General features: G+C 63.3%; 18 protein-coding genes. 12 read left to right on the forward strand and 6 right to left on the reverse strand.

Annotated features, from left to right (window positions below; all coding sequences use genetic code 11):
• Positions 1-159: 159 nt before the first annotated feature.
• Complete coding sequence (locus ABIE32_RS15250) at positions 160-606, forward strand: PaaI family thioesterase (protein WP_224151055.1); 447 nt, start codon at positions 160-162, stop codon at positions 604-606.
• An 86-nt stretch (positions 607-692) separates the two neighbouring features.
• Complete coding sequence (locus tag ABIE32_RS15255; protein ID WP_224151054.1) at positions 693-1244, forward strand: nitroreductase family protein; 552 nt, start codon at positions 693-695, stop codon at positions 1242-1244.
• 65 nt (positions 1245-1309) lie between these two features.
• Here ABIE32_RS15255 and serA read toward each other — a convergent pair whose 3' ends face one another.
• A complete protein-coding gene (gene serA / locus ABIE32_RS15260) occupies positions 1310-2539 on the reverse strand; it encodes a phosphoglycerate dehydrogenase (protein WP_429017426.1) in 1230 nt (409 codons plus the stop codon).
• A gap of 314 nt (positions 2540-2853) precedes the next feature.
• On the opposite strand from serA, the gene ABIE32_RS15265 reads away from it, so the two are divergent.
• The 5 genes from ABIE32_RS15265 to ABIE32_RS15285 all read left to right on the forward strand — a co-directional run bounded on the left by ABIE32_RS15265 (position 2854) and on the right by ABIE32_RS15285 (position 5987).
• Entirely contained in the window at positions 2854-3984 is a 1131-nt protein-coding gene (locus tag ABIE32_RS15265) for an alkene reductase (RefSeq protein WP_224151052.1), read from the forward strand.
• A 99-nt stretch (positions 3985-4083) separates the two neighbouring features.
• Positions 4084-4677 (forward strand): hypothetical protein, encoded by a 594-nt coding sequence (locus tag ABIE32_RS15270; RefSeq protein ID WP_429017428.1) that lies wholly within the window; start codon positions 4084-4086, stop codon positions 4675-4677.
• Between the two features lie 22 nt (positions 4678-4699).
• Positions 4700-5023, forward strand: coding sequence for a hypothetical protein (locus ABIE32_RS15275; protein ID WP_429017430.1), 324 nt, complete (start codon positions 4700-4702; stop codon positions 5021-5023).
• Positions 5024-5093: 70 nt separating this feature from the next.
• The gene (locus ABIE32_RS15280) at positions 5094-5324 is read left to right on the forward strand and encodes a hypothetical protein (RefSeq protein WP_224151049.1); all 231 of its coding nucleotides are present in this window, start codon (positions 5094-5096) and stop codon (positions 5322-5324) included.
• Positions 5325-5444: 120 nt separating this feature from the next.
• On the forward strand, positions 5445-5987 hold the full coding sequence (locus ABIE32_RS15285) for a GNAT family N-acetyltransferase (RefSeq protein ID WP_429017432.1): 543 nt from the start codon (positions 5445-5447) through the stop codon (positions 5985-5987).
• Positions 5988-5989: 2 nt separating this feature from the next.
• Here ABIE32_RS15285 and ABIE32_RS15290 read toward each other — a convergent pair whose 3' ends face one another.
• The 3 genes from ABIE32_RS15290 to pyrE all read right to left on the reverse strand — a co-directional run bounded on the left by ABIE32_RS15290 (position 5990) and on the right by pyrE (position 8027).
• On the reverse strand, positions 5990-6598 hold the full coding sequence (locus ABIE32_RS15290) for a DNA-3-methyladenine glycosylase I (RefSeq protein WP_224151047.1): 609 nt from the start codon (positions 6596-6598) through the stop codon (positions 5990-5992).
• Positions 6599-6624: 26 nt separating this feature from the next.
• On the reverse strand, positions 6625-7233 hold the full coding sequence (locus ABIE32_RS15295) for a DUF4124 domain-containing protein (protein WP_429017433.1): 609 nt from the start codon (positions 7231-7233) through the stop codon (positions 6625-6627).
• Between the two features lie 83 nt (positions 7234-7316).
• Entirely contained in the window at positions 7317-8027 is a 711-nt protein-coding gene (gene pyrE / locus ABIE32_RS15300; RefSeq protein ID WP_429017434.1) for an orotate phosphoribosyltransferase, read from the reverse strand.
• A 10-nt stretch (positions 8028-8037) separates the two neighbouring features.
• On the opposite strand from pyrE, the gene ABIE32_RS15305 reads away from it, so the two are divergent.
• Positions 8038-8841 (forward strand): exodeoxyribonuclease III, encoded by an 804-nt coding sequence (locus tag ABIE32_RS15305; RefSeq protein ID WP_429017519.1) that lies wholly within the window; start codon positions 8038-8040, stop codon positions 8839-8841.
• A 135-nt stretch (positions 8842-8976) separates the two neighbouring features.
• Positions 8977-9801 carry a DUF2789 family protein gene (locus tag ABIE32_RS15310; protein ID WP_429017435.1) on the forward strand — a complete coding sequence of 275 codons (825 nt, stop codon included), beginning with the start codon at positions 8977-8979 and terminating at the stop codon, positions 9799-9801.
• Between the two features lie 148 nt (positions 9802-9949).
• Here ABIE32_RS15310 and pntB read toward each other — a convergent pair whose 3' ends face one another.
• A complete protein-coding gene (pntB, locus tag ABIE32_RS15315) occupies positions 9950-11362 on the reverse strand; it encodes a Re/Si-specific NAD(P)(+) transhydrogenase subunit beta (protein WP_224151043.1) in 1413 nt (470 codons plus the stop codon).
• Between the two features lie 26 nt (positions 11363-11388).
• Complete coding sequence (locus ABIE32_RS15320) at positions 11389-13053, reverse strand: Re/Si-specific NAD(P)(+) transhydrogenase subunit alpha (protein ID WP_377780067.1); 1665 nt, start codon at positions 13051-13053, stop codon at positions 11389-11391.
• Positions 13054-13372: 319 nt separating this feature from the next.
• On the opposite strand from ABIE32_RS15320, the gene ABIE32_RS15325 reads away from it, so the two are divergent.
• From ABIE32_RS15325 to ABIE32_RS15335, 3 genes are read left to right on the forward strand one after another with little or no spacing between them, the layout of a single operon-like run.
• Positions 13373-13642: a zinc ribbon domain-containing protein gene (locus ABIE32_RS15325; RefSeq protein ID WP_429017436.1), complete on the forward strand. Its 270-nt coding sequence runs from the start codon at positions 13373-13375 to the stop codon at positions 13640-13642.
• 30 nt (positions 13643-13672) lie between these two features.
• Positions 13673-15745, forward strand: coding sequence for a heavy metal translocating P-type ATPase (locus ABIE32_RS15330; RefSeq protein ID WP_429017438.1), 2073 nt, complete (start codon positions 13673-13675; stop codon positions 15743-15745).
• A 59-nt stretch (positions 15746-15804) separates the two neighbouring features.
• Positions 15805-16443 carry an MBL fold metallo-hydrolase gene (locus tag ABIE32_RS15335; protein ID WP_429017440.1) on the forward strand — a complete coding sequence of 213 codons (639 nt, stop codon included), beginning with the start codon at positions 15805-15807 and terminating at the stop codon, positions 16441-16443.
• The last annotated feature ends 71 nt before the right edge of the window (positions 16444-16514 follow it).

The following is a 16514-nucleotide window of genomic DNA, read 5'->3' on the forward strand; positions in this document are numbered from 1 at the left end:
TGCGCCCGCCTGTATGGTGTGCCTCGGTATTTTTGTACAGACACCGCACTCTACCTTGCAGGCAGCTAGCGCCTGTGCGTCAGCTGCGGGGTGCAACCAGCAGTGCCAGCCGCTACCATCGGCCCCAGCACCTCTTCGAAGCGCCAGCGCCCCACCCCTATGCACGACCCCATTGCCAGCCCGGCCACCATCCCGCCCTATACCGCCAGCGAGCCCGCAGACACCATATTCGGACTGCCCATGGCCATGGCCGAGTCCTTCCGGCTCCATGGCGAAGCCATTGGCAACGACCGCGCCCGCGTACGCATGCCCTACCAGAAGCAATACACCAACAGCCGGGGCGACATGCACGGCGGCGCCATTGCCACCTTGCTGGACGTGGGCCTGTCATGCGCGGCGCGGGCCCACGATCCGCTGCGCTATGGCGTGGTCACGGTCGATCTGACCATTCACTTCATGGCGCCGGCGGCAGGCGATGTGATCTGCACCTCGGTCTGCGAAAAGCGCGGCAGAAGCCTGAGCTTTGTGCGCGGAGAGCTGCGAAGCGAAGCGGGCGAGCTGCTGGGCATGGCCACCGGCACTTTCAAACTGGTGGAGCGCAAATAGCAGGCGGCTAAAAGGGCTGCCTGCAAAAGGGCGCCTCAGATATGGCATGCTGGCGGCCTGTTTGCTTACCCAACGACCTATTGACCATGACCACCCGTCAATCCACCCACCCTGTTGCCTCCCAGTTTCTGGACCGCTCGTCGCCCCGCGCCTTTTCCGGCAGGAAGCTGACGGCCCAGGACATCGAAACCATTGTTGAAGGCGCGCGCTGGGCGCCCTCGGCCAGCAACAAGCAGCCCTGGCACTTTGCCTACTCGATCAACGGCGATGCCAACTGGGAGGCGTTTTCCACCATCCCCAACGAGTTCAACCGCCGCTGGTGCCTGAACGCAGGTGCGCTGCTGGTGGTGCTGTCCGACAAGCAATCGGCCACGCACAGCTTCGATACCGGCTGCGCCTGGGGTTACCTGGCGCTGCAGGCACACGCCATGGGCCTGGCCACGCATGCCATGGCCGGCATCGAGCTCGATGCTGCCCGTCAGGTGTTGCAGCTGGACGACAACTGGAAGGTCGAGTGCCTGGTGGCCATTGGCGAGCGCGGCGACAAGTCCAGCCTGCCTGCCGATCTGGCCGAGCGCGAAGTGCCCTCGCCCCGCAAGCCGCTGTCTGAGATTCTGAGCGCAGGCCCCCTGGCCTGATCGCCCGGCAGGCTGCAGCGCATAAAAAAGGCTCCTTTCGGAGCCTTTTTCATGGGTGGGCCGCCTCAGAACAGCACGCGGCAGCGGATGGTGCCCGCAATCTGCGAGAGCTTTTCCAGTGCCAGCTTCGACGACTGCGCGTCGATGTCGATCACCACGTAGCCCACTTTCTCGTCGGTGCGCAGGTACTGGCCCGCAATATTGATGCCGTTGTCGGCAAACACCTGGTTGATGGCCGACAGGATACCGGGGCGGTTTTCGTGCACGTGCAGGATGCGGTTGTTGCCGGGGTGCTCGGGCAGCGCCACTTCGGGGAAGTTGACGGCCGATGTCGTGGTGCCGTTGTCGCTGTACTTGACGAGCTTTTCCGCCACCTCCAGGCCGATGTTGGCTTGCGCTTCCATGGTGGAGCCGCCGATGTGCGGTGTGAGGATGACGTTGTCCATGCCACGCAGCGGCGACTGGAACTCGTCCTTGTTGCTCTTGGGCTCGGTGGGGAACACATCGATCGCCGCGCCCAGCAGCTGGCCCGCCTGCAGCGCCCCGGCCAGTGCCTCGATATCGACCACCGTGCCGCGCGAGGCATTGATGAGGATGCTGCCCGGCTTCATCGCCGCGATCTGGGTCGCGCCCATCATGCCGTGGGTAGACGGGAGCTCCGGCACATGCAGGGTCACGATATCGGCCTGGCCCAGCAGCTCGTTCAGGTTGGCGGCCTGCTGAGCATTGCCCAGCGGCAGCTTGGTGACCACGTCATGGAAGACCACCTTCATGCCCAGGCCTTCGGCCAGTACCGACAGCTGCGTGCCGATGGAGCCATAGCCCACAATGCCCAGCGTCTTGCCGCGGATCTCGAAGGAGTTGTCGGCGCTTTTCTTCCAGCCGCCACGGTGGGCAACGGCGTTCTTCTCCGGAATGCCGCGCAGCAGCAGAATGGCCTCGGCCAGCACCAGTTCGGCCACAGAGCGCGTGTTGGAGAACGGTGCGTTGAACACCACCACACCGCGCTCGCGGGCCGCGCTCAGGTCCACCTGGTTGGTGCCGATGCAAAAGCATCCCACGGCCACGAGCTTTTGAGCGGCGGCAAACACATCGGCGGTGAGCTGCGTGCGCGAGCGGATGCCGACAAAATGCACGTCGGCGATCTTGCGCTTGAGCTCTTCGCCGTCCAGCGCCCCCGTCAGCGCTTCCACATTGGTGTAGCCCGCCGCCTGCAGCACCTTGAGGGCTGAGGGGTGAATGCCTTCGAGCAGCAAAAACTTGATCTTCGATTTGTCCAGCGATGTCTTGGTCATGGATGCGCGCTTCCTGTTTCACAAATAGCCTTTTGATGATGGCGCAGAAGCTTTGCCATTACGGCTTATCGGGTTGAGATGGCGCAACCCAGGCCCATGCGCGCAAGTCCGCCAAGAAGGTGGCCATGCAAGGAAAGAATGTTAAAAAACGCCATCTGAGCCCATATTCACTACAGATTTAGCTATCAATTAGTGAGTTGATACGTTAAACCTTTCGCTGCACAGGCCAATCCTGCATGGTAAAAAAATGCCATTCGCAAACCGGAGAACGTGCCAACGTTCACAGCGTTCTCCACGCAGCTAAGGAGTTCTGCATGACCCAATCCCACGCCCACAGCCTGTTTGATGCCATCCAGGTCGGGGATATGCAACTGGCCAACCGCATCGCCATGGCGCCGCTCACGCGCAACCGCTCTCCCAACGCCGTACCCCGGCCCATGACGGCCACCTACTACGCCCAGCGCGCCACCGCGGGCCTGCTCATCACCGAGGCAACCGCCATCAGCCACCAGGGCCAGGGCTACTCCGATGTGCCGGGGCTGTACGGGGAAGACCAGATCGAAGGCTGGGCCCGGGTGACGGACGCCGTGCACGCGGCTGGCGGCAAGATCGTCTGCCAGCTGTGGCATGTGGGGCGCGTGTCGCACAACAGCCTGCAGCCGGGCAACCAGCCGCCGGTGGCGCCTTCGGCCATCGTGGCCAAGACCAAGACCTACCTGATCGACCACGCCACGGGCCAGGGCCAGTTCGTGCCCACATCCGTGCCGCGCGCGCTCGATGCCGCAGAACTGCCCGGCATCGTGCACACCTATGCCACCGCAGCACGCAACGCGGTGCAATCGGCCGGCTTTGATGGTGTGGAAATCCATGCCGCCAATGGCTACCTGCTCGACCAGTTCCTGAAGACCGGCGCCAATGCGCGCACCGACGACTACGGCGGCTCCATCGAAAACCGTTGCCGTCTGACGCTGGAGGTGGTGCGCGCCGTGGTCGATGCCGTCGGCAGGGGCAAGGTGGGTATCCGCCTCTCGCCCGTCACTCCTGCCAACGGTATTGAAGACAGCGATCCGCAGTCGCTGTTCGAATACCTGGTGCGCCAGCTCGCACCCCTGGGCCTGGCGTACATCCACGTGATCGAAGGCGCCACCGGCGGCCCGCGCGAAGTGGAAGGCCGCCCGTTCGACTATGTGGATTTCAAGGCAGCCTACCGCCAGGCCGGTGGCAAGGCCGCGTGGATGGTGAACAACAGCTACACCCGCGCCATGGCCCAGGAGGTAGTGGCCAGCCAGGAGGCCGACATGGTGGCCTTTGGCAAGGCCTTCATCGCCAACCCCGACCTGGTGGATCGCCTGCGCAAGCAGGCCGCGCTCAACGAGGGCGACACCAGCACCTACTACGGCGGCGGCGAAAAGGGCTACACCGACTACCCGGCCCTGGCGGGCTGACCCTCCGCTCCTCGCGATCATCGGTGATCACCGTTGATCGCCTGTGTTGGCTGAAATCGCTGACACAGGGGCGCGGCGGGATTTGCTAGAGTGCAGGCCATGCAATACCAATCTCTGCTCCGCTCCACCCTGTGTCTGCTGTTGATTCCGGCGCTGGCAGGCTGCTCCAGCCTGTGGCCCTTTGGCGGCAAGAAAAAGGAAGAAACCGCGCCAGCGCCGCAAAGCAGCAGTGCACCCAATCCATCCACCAGCAGCAAAGCGGCGCCTCAGGCGCCGGCGGCAGGCAGCGGCAGCATCAGCCCCGCCAGCCTGCACGGCGTGTGGGAGTGCAATTTCCAGGTCAAGATGGGGGAAGACAGCGCCCACTTCACCTATACCGACCAGTTCAACCCCGACGGCACGCTCAAGGCCCAGGCCTATCTGGTCTACGACATGCCCAGCACGAAGCAGAAATACAGCTTTGTCGTGCAGGGCGAGGGAAACTGGCGCATCGAAGGCAACACCATCACCTTGATTGTGCCCAAGGTCGTCAAGCAGGACCGCTCCGAGATCAAGCACCCCGAACTGGTCAACGACAAGGACCTGGTGCCCGAGGACCTGAGCGACACCTGGACTGTGCAGGCCCACCAGGGCCGGAACATGCGCGTGGTCGCAGGCAGCCTGGCAGACGAGATGCTGTGCCAGAAGGAATAGGCGCTGTTGCCAGAGCCGAGCCATGAACACGCTGTCTCTTTTCTTTTTGCCGGTGCCACTGTGGTGGTCGGCGGCCGTGGCCCTGTCTGCCGTGCTGGTGGTGGCCGCTATGCTATGGGCCAGAAAGCGGCTGGTGCCTGCCACCACACTGCTATTTTCCGCCTTCGCCCTGCTGTGGTGGCTGTTCGGCTTTGTTCTCGCCCTCTGGCCCCTGCACGGGCTTGATGAGTTTGCGCAATGGGCGCGTGCCAGCAGCTACGTGACGGTGCCGCTGTGGATCGGCGGCATTGCCTGGGCGGCGGCCTTGCTGGCGGTGCGTTTGCTGCGGGCGGCCCGTCCGTCCTGACTTGGTGATTTATGCCCATTGACAGCCCGGCTATTTGCGCCACACTGGGTGCATGCACAGGAGGCTTGCCATGACCGACATCCACAGCATCAACCTCGACAAGCTGCGCAATATTGTGCAGAAGTTTGCGCACAGCGATTTCACCGCAGCGCAGATCGCCGCCGATTACTGGGACGGTGCGACCGACCAGATTGCCGCAAGCCGCGATCAGTTTGAAGCATTGCTGCAGCGCAATGCGGCGCTGCTGGGGATTCAGGAAGTCAGCGCCACCCAGCCCATGCGTTGGCACGCCATGCAGTAGTAATTGCTATCAAAACAAGAGCTGTCAGCACATAACCCACATGCACTGACAGCTTGTTTCATGAATACCTCTATTCTCTTTGCGGTGCAGCACACCCTGCAACGGTGCTAGGCTGTCCGCATGCAGACTGCAACCGCTCCCTTCACTTTCCGTGATTTTCGCGAACCCGACCTGCCCGTGCTAGCGCAGGCCATGGGCGATGCCCGCGTCACGCAGTTCTACGGTCTGGAGACCCGCCACACCGATGCACACGCCATTGCGCGCGAACAGCTCGATTGGTACCGCCAACTGGGGGCGGACGGCGAAGGCTGGTGGCAAGCCATCTGCATGGACGCGAGCGGCGCACAAGCCATTGGCGGCATAGGTCTGTATGACCGTGATGACGATGGCGACAGCGCCGAACTGGGCTACTGGCTGCAGCCGGGCCACTGGGGCCAGGGCATCATGAAAAATGCTCTGCGCCAATGGTTGCCTGCCGCCTTTCGCCGCCTGGCCTTGCACAGCGTGGTGGCCTATGTGGAGCCGGACAACACCGCCTCCAGCCGCCTGCTGAGCCAGGCCGGGTTCACGCTGGAAGGCCTGCTGCGCGATTGCACGAGGCGCAAGGGGCGCTATGTGTCGCTGCAGCGCTATTCGCTGCTGGCCAGTGAGCTTGGCGCCTAGGCCTACGCCCTGGCCTGCAGGGTATGGCAGCCGTGCAGATGGTCGTTGACCATGCCCATGGCCTGCATGAAGGCGTACATGGTGGTGGGGCCCACGAACTTCCAGCCGCGCTTTTTCAAGTCCTTGGACAGTGCATGCGCCTGTGGAGGCACACCCATCTCGCGCACGGATTCGAGGGTCACGCGTTTGGGTCTGCTGTTGGCAGCGGGTGCGAACTGCCACAGATAGGCGTCAAAGCTGCCGAATTCGCCCTTGAGCTCCAGCAGACGCTGGGCATTGTTGATCACCGCCTCAATCTTGCCACGGTGGCGCACGATGCCCGGATCGGCCAGCAGGCGCAGGATGTCCGGCTCACCAAAGCGGGCGATCTGTTCGGCATCGAAATTGGCAAATCCGGCGCGAAAGCCTTCCCGCTTGTTCAGGATGGTGAGCCAGCTCAGCCCCGCCTGAAAGCCCTCCAGGCAGATTTTCTCGAACAGCCGGCGGTCATCATGCACCGCAAAGCCCCATTCGTGGTCGTGGTAGTGCTGGTAGTGCGGGGTGGCCATGCACCAGGCGCAACGCACAATACCGTCTTCTGCCTGGGCCAGGCCCGGGGCCAGTGCTTTCATGGAAGTCTCTGCCTTCTGCCTTCTGCTTACTTGCTGGCGGGTGCGGGCACCCAATACTGCTTGAGCGTCTGGGCCTCTTCGTCAAAGCGCTGGTTGGTGCGCTTGATTTCTTCGTTGATCGAGGCCACCTGCTCGTCCACCTCTTTGATGTCTTCGCGGTTGTACTTGAGGCGAGACTGCAGCGATGGCGGTGCTTTGCCGGGGTCCTTCTTGTAGAACTCCATTTCCCCATCGATCTTCTTGCGGTCTTCCAATAGGGACACCTTGCGCTCCTGCACAACCTTGATCTGCGTCATCAGGGTCTCGACGGCCTCTGCGCGCTCGGCGTCGTGGGCCGCCTTGTTCGGAAACCGCACGGCCAGCGCGCGTTCGCGGCGTTTGCCATCGCTTGCGCGATAACGCTCTTCCGCTTCCTTGCGGTTCTGGGCGGCCTGCTCTGCTTTTTCGCGTTCGGAATACGTGGGGCCGATGGTGCGCACCGCGCCACCCGGCATGGTGACGCGCTGCTCCCGGTCTGCGCAGGCGGCAATGGGGCGGTCTGCCGTCAGGCGGCGCCCCATGGCGTCCACACAGCTGTACACCGCAGTGGCCGCGCCGGTATTTTGCGCATAGCAGGCACTGGTGAGGACAGTCATCACCGAAGCGATAGCCACGACACAAGCCACCTTACGCATCCATATACCTCTTCAAAACGAAACAAGCTATGGCATTCTAAACATCAATCGCGCACGCCATACTGCCGTCGGTAAGCCAGCACGCGAGTGTGGTGTTCACGCATCTCTTGGGCCGCGTCTCCCTGGTCAAGGAAGGCCAGCAGGTCTTCAAGCTTGGCAATGGTTGCAACCTTCAGGCCGAGGTGATCGCGTACATACTGTACGGCGCTATGGGGCACGTCCCGCCCGTTCTCGGTGGCCTTTTCCTGCCGATCGAGCGCAATGGCCATGGCGTGTGGCGTGGCACCGGCGCCCTGGATCAGCGCAATGGATTCGCGGGCGGCGGTGCCCGCGCTCATCACGTCGTCAATGATCAAGACCTTGCCTTTGAGCGGAGCGCCGACCAACGAGCCGCCTTCGCCATGGTCTTTGGCTTCCTTGCGGTTATAGGCAAAGGGCACGTTCCTGCCCTGGCGCGCCAGCTCCACCGCCACCGTGGCGGCCAGCGGAATGCCCTTGTAGGCCGGGCCGAACACCATGTCGAACTCGATGCCGCTGGCGAGGATCGCTTTTGCATAGAATTCGGACAGTTGCGCCATTTTGGCGCCGTCGTCAAACAGCCCGGCGTTGAAGAAATACGGGCTCATGCGGCCGGCCTTGGTTTTGAATTCTCCAAACCGCAGCACGCCTGCATCGACGGCGAAGCGTACAAAATCCTGCGCCAAATCCTGCACCATCTGTGCCGCTTCACCCGACTGTGGGAGACTCTCTGCCATGACCCAATCCTTGTTCAAATTAACCAGCCTCAACCTCAACGGCATCCGCTCTGCCGCCACCAAGGGTGTGATTCCCTGGATCGAAGCGACCCGGCCCGATTGTATTTGCGTGCAGGAAGTCAAGGCACAGCAAGCGGATATGCTGGACAAGTTCGAGATCATCGACGAGATGCGCGGGTACTTCCAGTTTGCGCAGAAAAAGGGCTACTCCGGCGTCGGCGTCTACACGCGGCATGAGCCCAGCGACGTCATGATCGGTTTCTCTCCGGGTGAATTCGATGCCGAAGGCCGTTATGTGGAACTGCGCTTTGACACCCCGCAGCGCAAGTTCTCCATCATCAGCTGCTACTTTCCAAGCGGCAGCTCGGGCGAGGAGCGCCAGGCCGCCAAGTACCGCTTTCTGGCCGAGCTGCATCCACACTTGATGCGCCTCAAGGCCGAGCGCGACTTCATCCTGTGCGGAGATGTGAACATCGCCCACACCAATGCCGACATCAAGAACTGGCGCAGCAACCAGAAGAACAGCGGTTTTCTGCCCGAAGAGCGCGCCTGGATGACGCAGATCCTGGAAAAGGAAACCGAGGCCGGTGGCCTGGTGGATGTCTACCGCGTGCTCCAACCCGATACCACCGACGCCTGCTACACCTGGTGGAGCAACCGAGGCCAGGCCTATGCCAACAATGTGGGATGGCGTCTGGATTACCACCTGGCCACCCCCGCCATCGCAGCCCTGGCACGCCGTGAACATATCTACAAAGACCAGAAGTTCTCCGACCACGCGCCCATCACCATCGACTACGAGTACAAGCTGTAATCCGGCCGGTGGCAGGCCCAGCCAGAATGCTGCATTCCGTTGCAGCGGCCTGCCCGGCGAGCTTGCTTGGCAAGGCCCGCCACCGCACCCACGCGCACTGCCGCCCTCTTCCTTCAGTCATCAGGAGCGATCTTCATGTCCGATAACTTCTTCCGTTTTCATGATCTGTTTGCGCAATTGGGCCTTCCCAATTCGCCTGAGGCCATTGCCGCCTTCCTCGCGCAGCACCGCCCCCTGCCCAATGACACGCTGCTGGCCGACGCTCCTTTCTGGGACGAGGCGCAGGCGCAGTTCATTCGCGAGAAGAAGCTGCAGGATGCGCCCGAATGGACGCAGTTGATCGACCAGCTGAGCGAGGCACTGCGCGAGACGCCCGATATCCGCAACGCATGCCGGGTGCTGGCGTTATCGGGCAGCCTGCGCCATGCGTCCTTCAACACGGCGCTTGCCCGCGCAGCGCAATCCATGGCGCCCCAGGGCATGGAGATTGAAGTGGCGACGCTGCACGGTATTCCGCTGTATGACGGCGACACGGAAGCGGGCGAGGGCATCCCCGCTGCCGTGCTGCAATTGAAGGCACAGATTCTGAAAGCCGACGCCCTGCTGATGGTGACCCCCGAATACAACAACGGTGTGCCCGGTGTCTTCAAGAACGGCATCGACTGGCTCTCGCGCGCAGACATGAAGGCCATCTTTGCCAAGCGGCCCACGGGGATCATCGGCGCCTCGATGAGCGGATTTGGCACCGTCTCTTCCCAGGCCGCCTGGCTGCCCACGCTCAAGCTGCTGGGCGTTACGCTGTACAGCGGTGGCTCGGTGCTGGTGTCGCGTGCGCAGAATGCCTTCACCCCTGAAGGTGCGCTGGCAGACGAGGCCGCCCGCAAAAGCCTGGGCGCTTACCTGAACGGCTTCCATGAATTCGTGCAACTCTCCAAGGCGGCGAAATCAAGCGCAGCCTGACATGCGCAGGGGCTGAATGTGAAAGCCCCTGCAAACCAGGCTCTCGCAAAAAGAGAGCAGTTGGCACCTTGCACAAGCCCGATTCAAACTGTTTTGGTTTGAATAGGACAACCACCAAGCGCCAACCGCTCCTTTTTTCAGAGCATCCTCACGCCCGAAGTGCTGCCAGCACCTCATCGAGCATCTTCTTCGCATCGCCAAAGAGCATGCGGTTGTTTTCCTTGTAGAACAATGGGTTGTCTACACCGGCGTAGCCCGACGCCATCGAGCGCTTCATCACGATGGAATGCCGGGCCTTCCACACCTCCAACACCGGCATGCCCGCGATGGGGCTGGCCGGGTCGTCTTGCGCAGCGGGGTTCACGATGTCGTTGGCGCCAATCACCATCGCCACGTCGGTGTCCGGAAAGTCCTCGTTGATCTCGTCCATCTCCAGCACGATGTCGTAAGGCACCTTGGCCTCGGCCAGCAGCACGTTCATGTGGCCCGGCATGCGGCCCGCCACGGGGTGGATGGCAAAGCGCACATTGACACCGCGCTCACGCAGCGTCTTGACGATCTCGTTGACCGTGTGCTGCGCCTGCGCCACGGCCATGCCATAGCCGGGCACGATGACCACGCTCTTGGCCTCGCGCAGCAGCTCGGCCGTATCGGCCGCTGTCACAGGCACCACTTCGCCCTGCGGCTCCGCCGCATCGCCCTTCTTGGCTGGCGCACCTGCGCCAGAGCCAAAACCACCCGCGATCACGCTGATGAAGTTGCGATTCATCGCCTGACACATGATGTAGCTCAAGATGGCGCCGGACGAGCCCACCAGTGCGCCAGTGACGATCAGCAGGTCGTTGCTGAGCATGAAGCCGGTTGCCGCCGCCGCCCAGCCCGAATAGCTGTTGAGCATGGACACCACCACCGGCATGTCGGCACCACCGATGGCCATCACCATGTGCACGCCAAACAGCAGCGCAATGACCGTCATCACCACCAGCGGCAGCATGCCAGCCTGCACATCGTGGGCGCCCAGGAACCGTTGGCCCAGCCAGATCACCAGCAGGAGCGCGACCAGGTTGAGCCAGTGGCGCCCCGGCAGCAGGAGCGGCTTGCCGCCGATACGGCCATTGAGCTTGCCAAAGGCGATGAGCGAGCCCGAGAAGGTGACCGCGCCAATCAGGATACCGACGTAGATTTCCACCTCGTGGATCGCCTTTTCTGCACCCGTGAACTGAACGGACGTATCCACGTAGCTGGCATAGCCCACCAGGCAGGCCGCCAGGCCCACCAGGCTGTGCATCAGCGCCACCAGCTCGGGCATCTGGGTCATCTTCACAACCTTGGCTGCATAGAGGCCGATACCCCCGCCGATGACCAGTGCGATCACAATCCAGGCGATGCCCGAGGGGCTGACCCGTGGGCCGAAGACCGTGGCCAGCACTGCCAGCGCCATGCCGATCATGCCAAACAGGTTGCCGCGACGCGAAGTTTCCGGGTTGGACAGGCCACCCAGGCTGAGAACAAAGAGAATGGCGGCACCGAGATAGGCCACCGTAGCCATGCTTTGGGACATGTTCGTCTTCCTTCTTGTTGTAGTTGTTACTTGCGGAACATGGCGAGCATGCGGCGGGTCACGGCAAAGCCGCCGAACATATTGACGGCCGTCAATACAAGCGCAGCAAAGGCCAGCCACATGATCAGCCCGTCAGGCCGTCCGTTCGCTCCAGCCTCGGGTGGGGCGATCTGCACCAGCGCCCCGATGGCGATGATGCTGGAGATGGCGTTGGTCACGCTCATCAGCGGCGTGTGCAGGGCTGGCGTCACGTTCCACACCACCATGTAGCCGATGAAGCAGGCGAGCACGAACACCGTGAAATGCCCCAGGAAGGCCGCCGGCGCATAGGCACCGATCAGCCAGAACAGCACGGCCGCCACGGCAAAGAGGATGGCCAGCGCCTTGGCGGACATGGGCGCGCCCGCGCCATGGCCGTGGCCGCTCTTTTTCTCGGCTACGGGCGCCGCCGCCTTGGGTGCTGGGGCCGGAGCCTGCGGGAGTGGCGGTGCGGGCCAGGTGACAGTGCCGTCCTTGATGACGGTCAAGCCCCGGATCGCGTCATCCTGCATATTGACCACTGCCACGCCGTCCTTGGCCTTGCACAGCTCCTCGGTCAGGCGCAGCAAATTGGTGGCGTACAGGGTGGACGACTGCTTGGCCAGCCGCGAGGCAAGATCGGTATAGCCAATGATGGTGACGCCATGGCGCACCACGGCCTGGCCGGGCACCGTCAGCTCGCAATTGCCGCCCTGCTCGGCCGCCATGTCGACGATCACGCTGCCGGGCTTCATGCTCTGCACCATCTCGGCCGTGATGAGCTTGGGCGCGGGCTTGCCGGGGATCAAGGCGGTGGTGATGATGATGTCGGCGTCCCTGGCCTGCTCGGCATACATCTTGCGCTGCGCGGCCTGGAAGCCTTCGCTCATCACCTTGGCATAGCCGCCGCCGCCCGAGCCCTCCTCCTCATAATCCACCGCCACAAACTCGCCGCCCAGTGATTTGACCTGATCAGCCACCTCGGCGCGCGTGTCGTTGGCGCGCACGATGGCGCCCAGGTTGGCTGCCGTACCAATGGCAGCAAGGCCCGCCACACCGGCGCCCGCGATGAAGACCTTGGCCGGGGGCACCTTGCCTGCCGCCGTGATCTGGCCATTGAAATAGCGGCCAAAGGCGTTGGCCGCCTCCACCACGGCCCGGTAGCCGGAAACCCCGGCCATCGACGTCAGCGCATCCATCTTCTGCGCACGCGAGAGGGTGCGCGGCAGGCAGTCGATGGCCAGCACCGTCGCCTTTCTGGCAGCAAGCTGCTCCATCAGCTCGGGGTTCTGCGCGGGCCAGATGAAGTCGATCAATATCTGCCCTGCGCGCATCTGCGCCACTTCTTCGCTGCTGGGCGGGCGCACCTTGAAAATAACGTCGGCTGCGGCCCAGACAGAGGCCGCATCGGGCAGCACTTCAGCCCCGGCCGCACGGTAGGCGTCGTCGCTGCAGTTGGCGGCTTCACCGGCACCCGCTTCAATGCAGACGCCAAAGCCCAGCTTGGTGAGCTTTTCCACCACCTCGGGCACGGTGGCCACACGCTTTTCCAGCGGAAAAGTCTCCTTCAGGACGCCAATGCGTTGGGCGGCACTGGGTTGGGCGCCATCGCGCGGGACATCACCTGGCAGGGCACCTCCTCCCACGGAGGCCGGGCTCTCGTTGCTGGACATGGCTCATCTCCTATCGTGTTGCATTCATGGCGCGCTGGCGCATTTCACACGGGTTGTAGCATGATCGCCCTGTTTGGGCTATGCGCGTCTGTGCCTATGCCTTATTCCAGCGCAAGACACAGCAACATGGTGACCCAGATACCCCAAAGCCCCAATACCGGCCTGGCATGCGGCCGCCTGTGCATGCCCACCCGCTGAACACATGACGCACAGATTACATTTGGGTCATGAATGGAACCAGGGCCACCTGCCCGGCTCTTGAAGCTATATAACTGGCGTCAACACGACAGTAAATGGTGTAGCAACAGGAGAAATCATCATGGGAATACTGAGTCGGCTTTTTCAATCCCACGGCTATGGCGGGCACCACGGTGGCGGCCATGGTGCAAGGCCCTACTACACCCCTTCGGGCGGGTCGGCGCCAGCCGCCAGCACCTGCCCCGGCTGCCGCACCGCTGTGGCAGCTGGCACGCGCTTCTGTCCGCAATGCGGCCAGTCCTTGGTGCCAGCCGCCTGCCTCCAGTGCGGCGCCGGGCTATCTGCAGGCGCGCGATTCTGCGATCAATGCGGCAAATCCACTGCAAGCTGATCGGCAAGGCAGCGAAAGAAAGCGACCCCCATGGACGACAAACCAACCAATACCGAGCAGTCCACTGTCCCAGCCGTTGACCCAGGCCACGGCAGCCCCGGCCACCGCCACACCGAAGGTGGCAAGGATGACGGGCACAGCCACGCAGGTCTGTTTGGCGCAAATACCGAAATGGCCTTTGCGCTGATCTGCGGGCTGCTGCTTGCAGCAGGCGCAGCCATCGGCAAGTGGGTGGCAGGCGCTCCTGCATGGCTGCCGTTGGCGTGCTACGTAGCAGCCTACTTTTTTGGCGGCTTTTTCACCTTGCGCGAAGCCATCGGCAACCTGCGAAAAAAGCGCTTCGAGATCGACACCCTGATGCTGGTGGCCGCAGCGGGAGCGGCGGCGCTGGGTTCATGGGGCGAAGGGGCGCTGCTGCTGTTTCTGTTCAGCCTGGGGCATGCGCTTGAGCACTACGCCATGGGCCGCGCCAAACGCGCCATCGAGGCGCTGGCTGAGCTGGCCCCCACCACGGCCGTGGTGCGCCGCGACGGACAGCCCGTGGAGATCCCCGTCGAGCAGCTGATCCCGGGCGACGTCGTGCTGGTGCGCCCCAATGAGCGCCTGCCCGCCGACGGGTTCGTGGTGCTGGGCACTTCCAGCATCAACCAGGCACCGGTCACGGGGGAGAGCATCCCGGTGGACAAGCGGCCGGTGCCCGATGTCGCGCTGGCCCGCGCGCGGCCCGATGCGGGGGTCGATGCGGCATCGCGGGTGTTTGCCGGCACCATCAACGGCGCTGGCGCGATCGAGATCGAGGTCACACGCCGCTCGGGCGACTCTGCGCTGGCCCGTGTGGTGCGCCTTGTGAGCGAGGCGGAAACCCGCCAGTCCGCCACGCAGCGCTTTACCGACAAATTCGAGCGCATCTTCGTTCCGCTCGTGCTGCTGCTGGCAGTGGTGCTGTTGTTTGCCTGGGTGGTGGTGGACGAGCCGTTCCGCGACAGCTTTTACCGCTCGATGGCCGTGCTCGTCGCAGCCAGCCCTTGTGCGCTGGCCATCGCCACGCCCAGTGCCGTGCTCTCGGGCATTGCCCGCGCCGCGCGCAGCGGTGTCTTGATCAAGGGCGGCGCACCGCTTGAGGAACTGGGCGCTCTGCAGGCCATGGCTTTCGACAAGACCGGCACGCTGACTGAGGGCCGCCCCCGTATCACCGATGTGGTTCCAGGGGACGGTATTGATCCGCAGGAGTTGCTGTCGGTGGCCGTGGCTGTCGAGGCGCTGAGCGACCATCCGCTGGCGGCAGCCATCGTGCGCGATGGGCGCGAACGCCTCGAAACCGGCGTGGAGTTGCCTGCAGCCACCGATTTGCGCAGCCTCACGGGGCAAGGCGTGGTTGCGACCATCGCGGGCGAGACGGTATGGATCGGCAAGGCCGAAATGTTTGGCAGCGGCGACGCCGGCACGCTCGGGCAGGCAGCCACTGCGGCTGTCGCGCAGTTGCGCGAGGCAGGCCGCACCACCATGGTGGTACGGCGCGGCAACCGCGATCTGGGTGTCATCGGGCTGATGGACACGCCGCGCGCCGGCGCCCGCGAGGCGCTCCAGCAATTGCGGGAACTGGGCATCACCCGCATGGTCATGATCTCGGGCGACCACACCACCGTGGCCCAAGCCGTGGCCAAGGATGTAGGGCTGGACGAAGCCTGGGGCAACCTGATGCCCGAGGACAAGGTCAGCGCCATTCGCAAGCTGCGCGCGCAGGCACCGGTGGCCATGGTGGGCGACGGTGTGAACGACGCGCCGGCCATGGCGAATGCCTCGGTCGGGATTGCCATGGGCGCGGCGGGCTCGGACGTTGCCCTGGAGACCGCCGATGTGGCGCTCATGGCCGACGACCTGCGCCACCTGCCGTTTGCCGTGGGGTTGAGCCGCCACACGCGCGGCGTGATTCGCCAGAACGTTTTTGTCAGCCTGGGCATTGTGGCGTTTCTGGTGCCAGCCACCATCATGGGGCTGGGTATCGGCGCCGCCGTGGCGGTGCATGAGGGCTCGACGCTGCTGGTGGTGATCAACGCACTGCGCCTGCTCGCCTATCGCGATCCGCTGCGTCAGCAGGCTTGAGTGCGCGCATGGGCAGAGCGCCGATAATACGGCCCTGCCTTTCATCACCTCTGCCTGCCATGCTCCACTACCACACCGTTCCCGTTACCCAGTTCCAGCAAAACTGTTCGCTGGTGTGGTGCGACCAGACCATGGAGGCCGCCGTCATCGACCCGGGCGGTGATCTGGAGCAGATCGGCTGGGAAATCGAACGCCTGGGCCTCACGCTCAAAGCCATCTGGCTGACCCATGCGCATATCGACCATGCAGGCGGCACGGGTGAACTGGCGGAGAAAATGCAGTTGCCCATCATCGGCCCGCAGGAAGGCGACCAGTTCTGGATTGACGGGCTGCCCCAGCAAAGCCAGATGTTCGGTTTTCCACCCGTGCAGCCTTTCACGCCAACGCGTTGGCTGCACGATGGCGATACGGTAGCGATTGGCCAGGAAACCCTGAACGTACGCCACTGCCCGGGCCATACGCCGGGCCATGTTGTCTTCCATGCGCCGCAGATCGATCGCTGCTTTGTGGGCGATGTGCTGTTTGCCGGCAGCATTGGCCGCACGGATTTCCCCCTGGGCAACCACCAACAACTGATCGACTCCATCACCCAGCGCCTGTGGCCGATGGGCGACCAGACGGTTTTCATCCCCGGCCACGGGCCCGAGAGCACATTTGGCCGCGAGCGCAAGATGAATCCGTATGTATCGGGCACCTGATAAAAGTGACATCAGCGCTTTACAGAAAAGCGCCTTTCGCTACATAAATAATAGCAACTGATTTTCCATGG

Source organism: Comamonas sp. 4034 (assembly GCF_050434545.1).
GTDB lineage: Bacteria > Pseudomonadota > Gammaproteobacteria > Burkholderiales > Burkholderiaceae_C > Comamonas > Comamonas odontotermitis.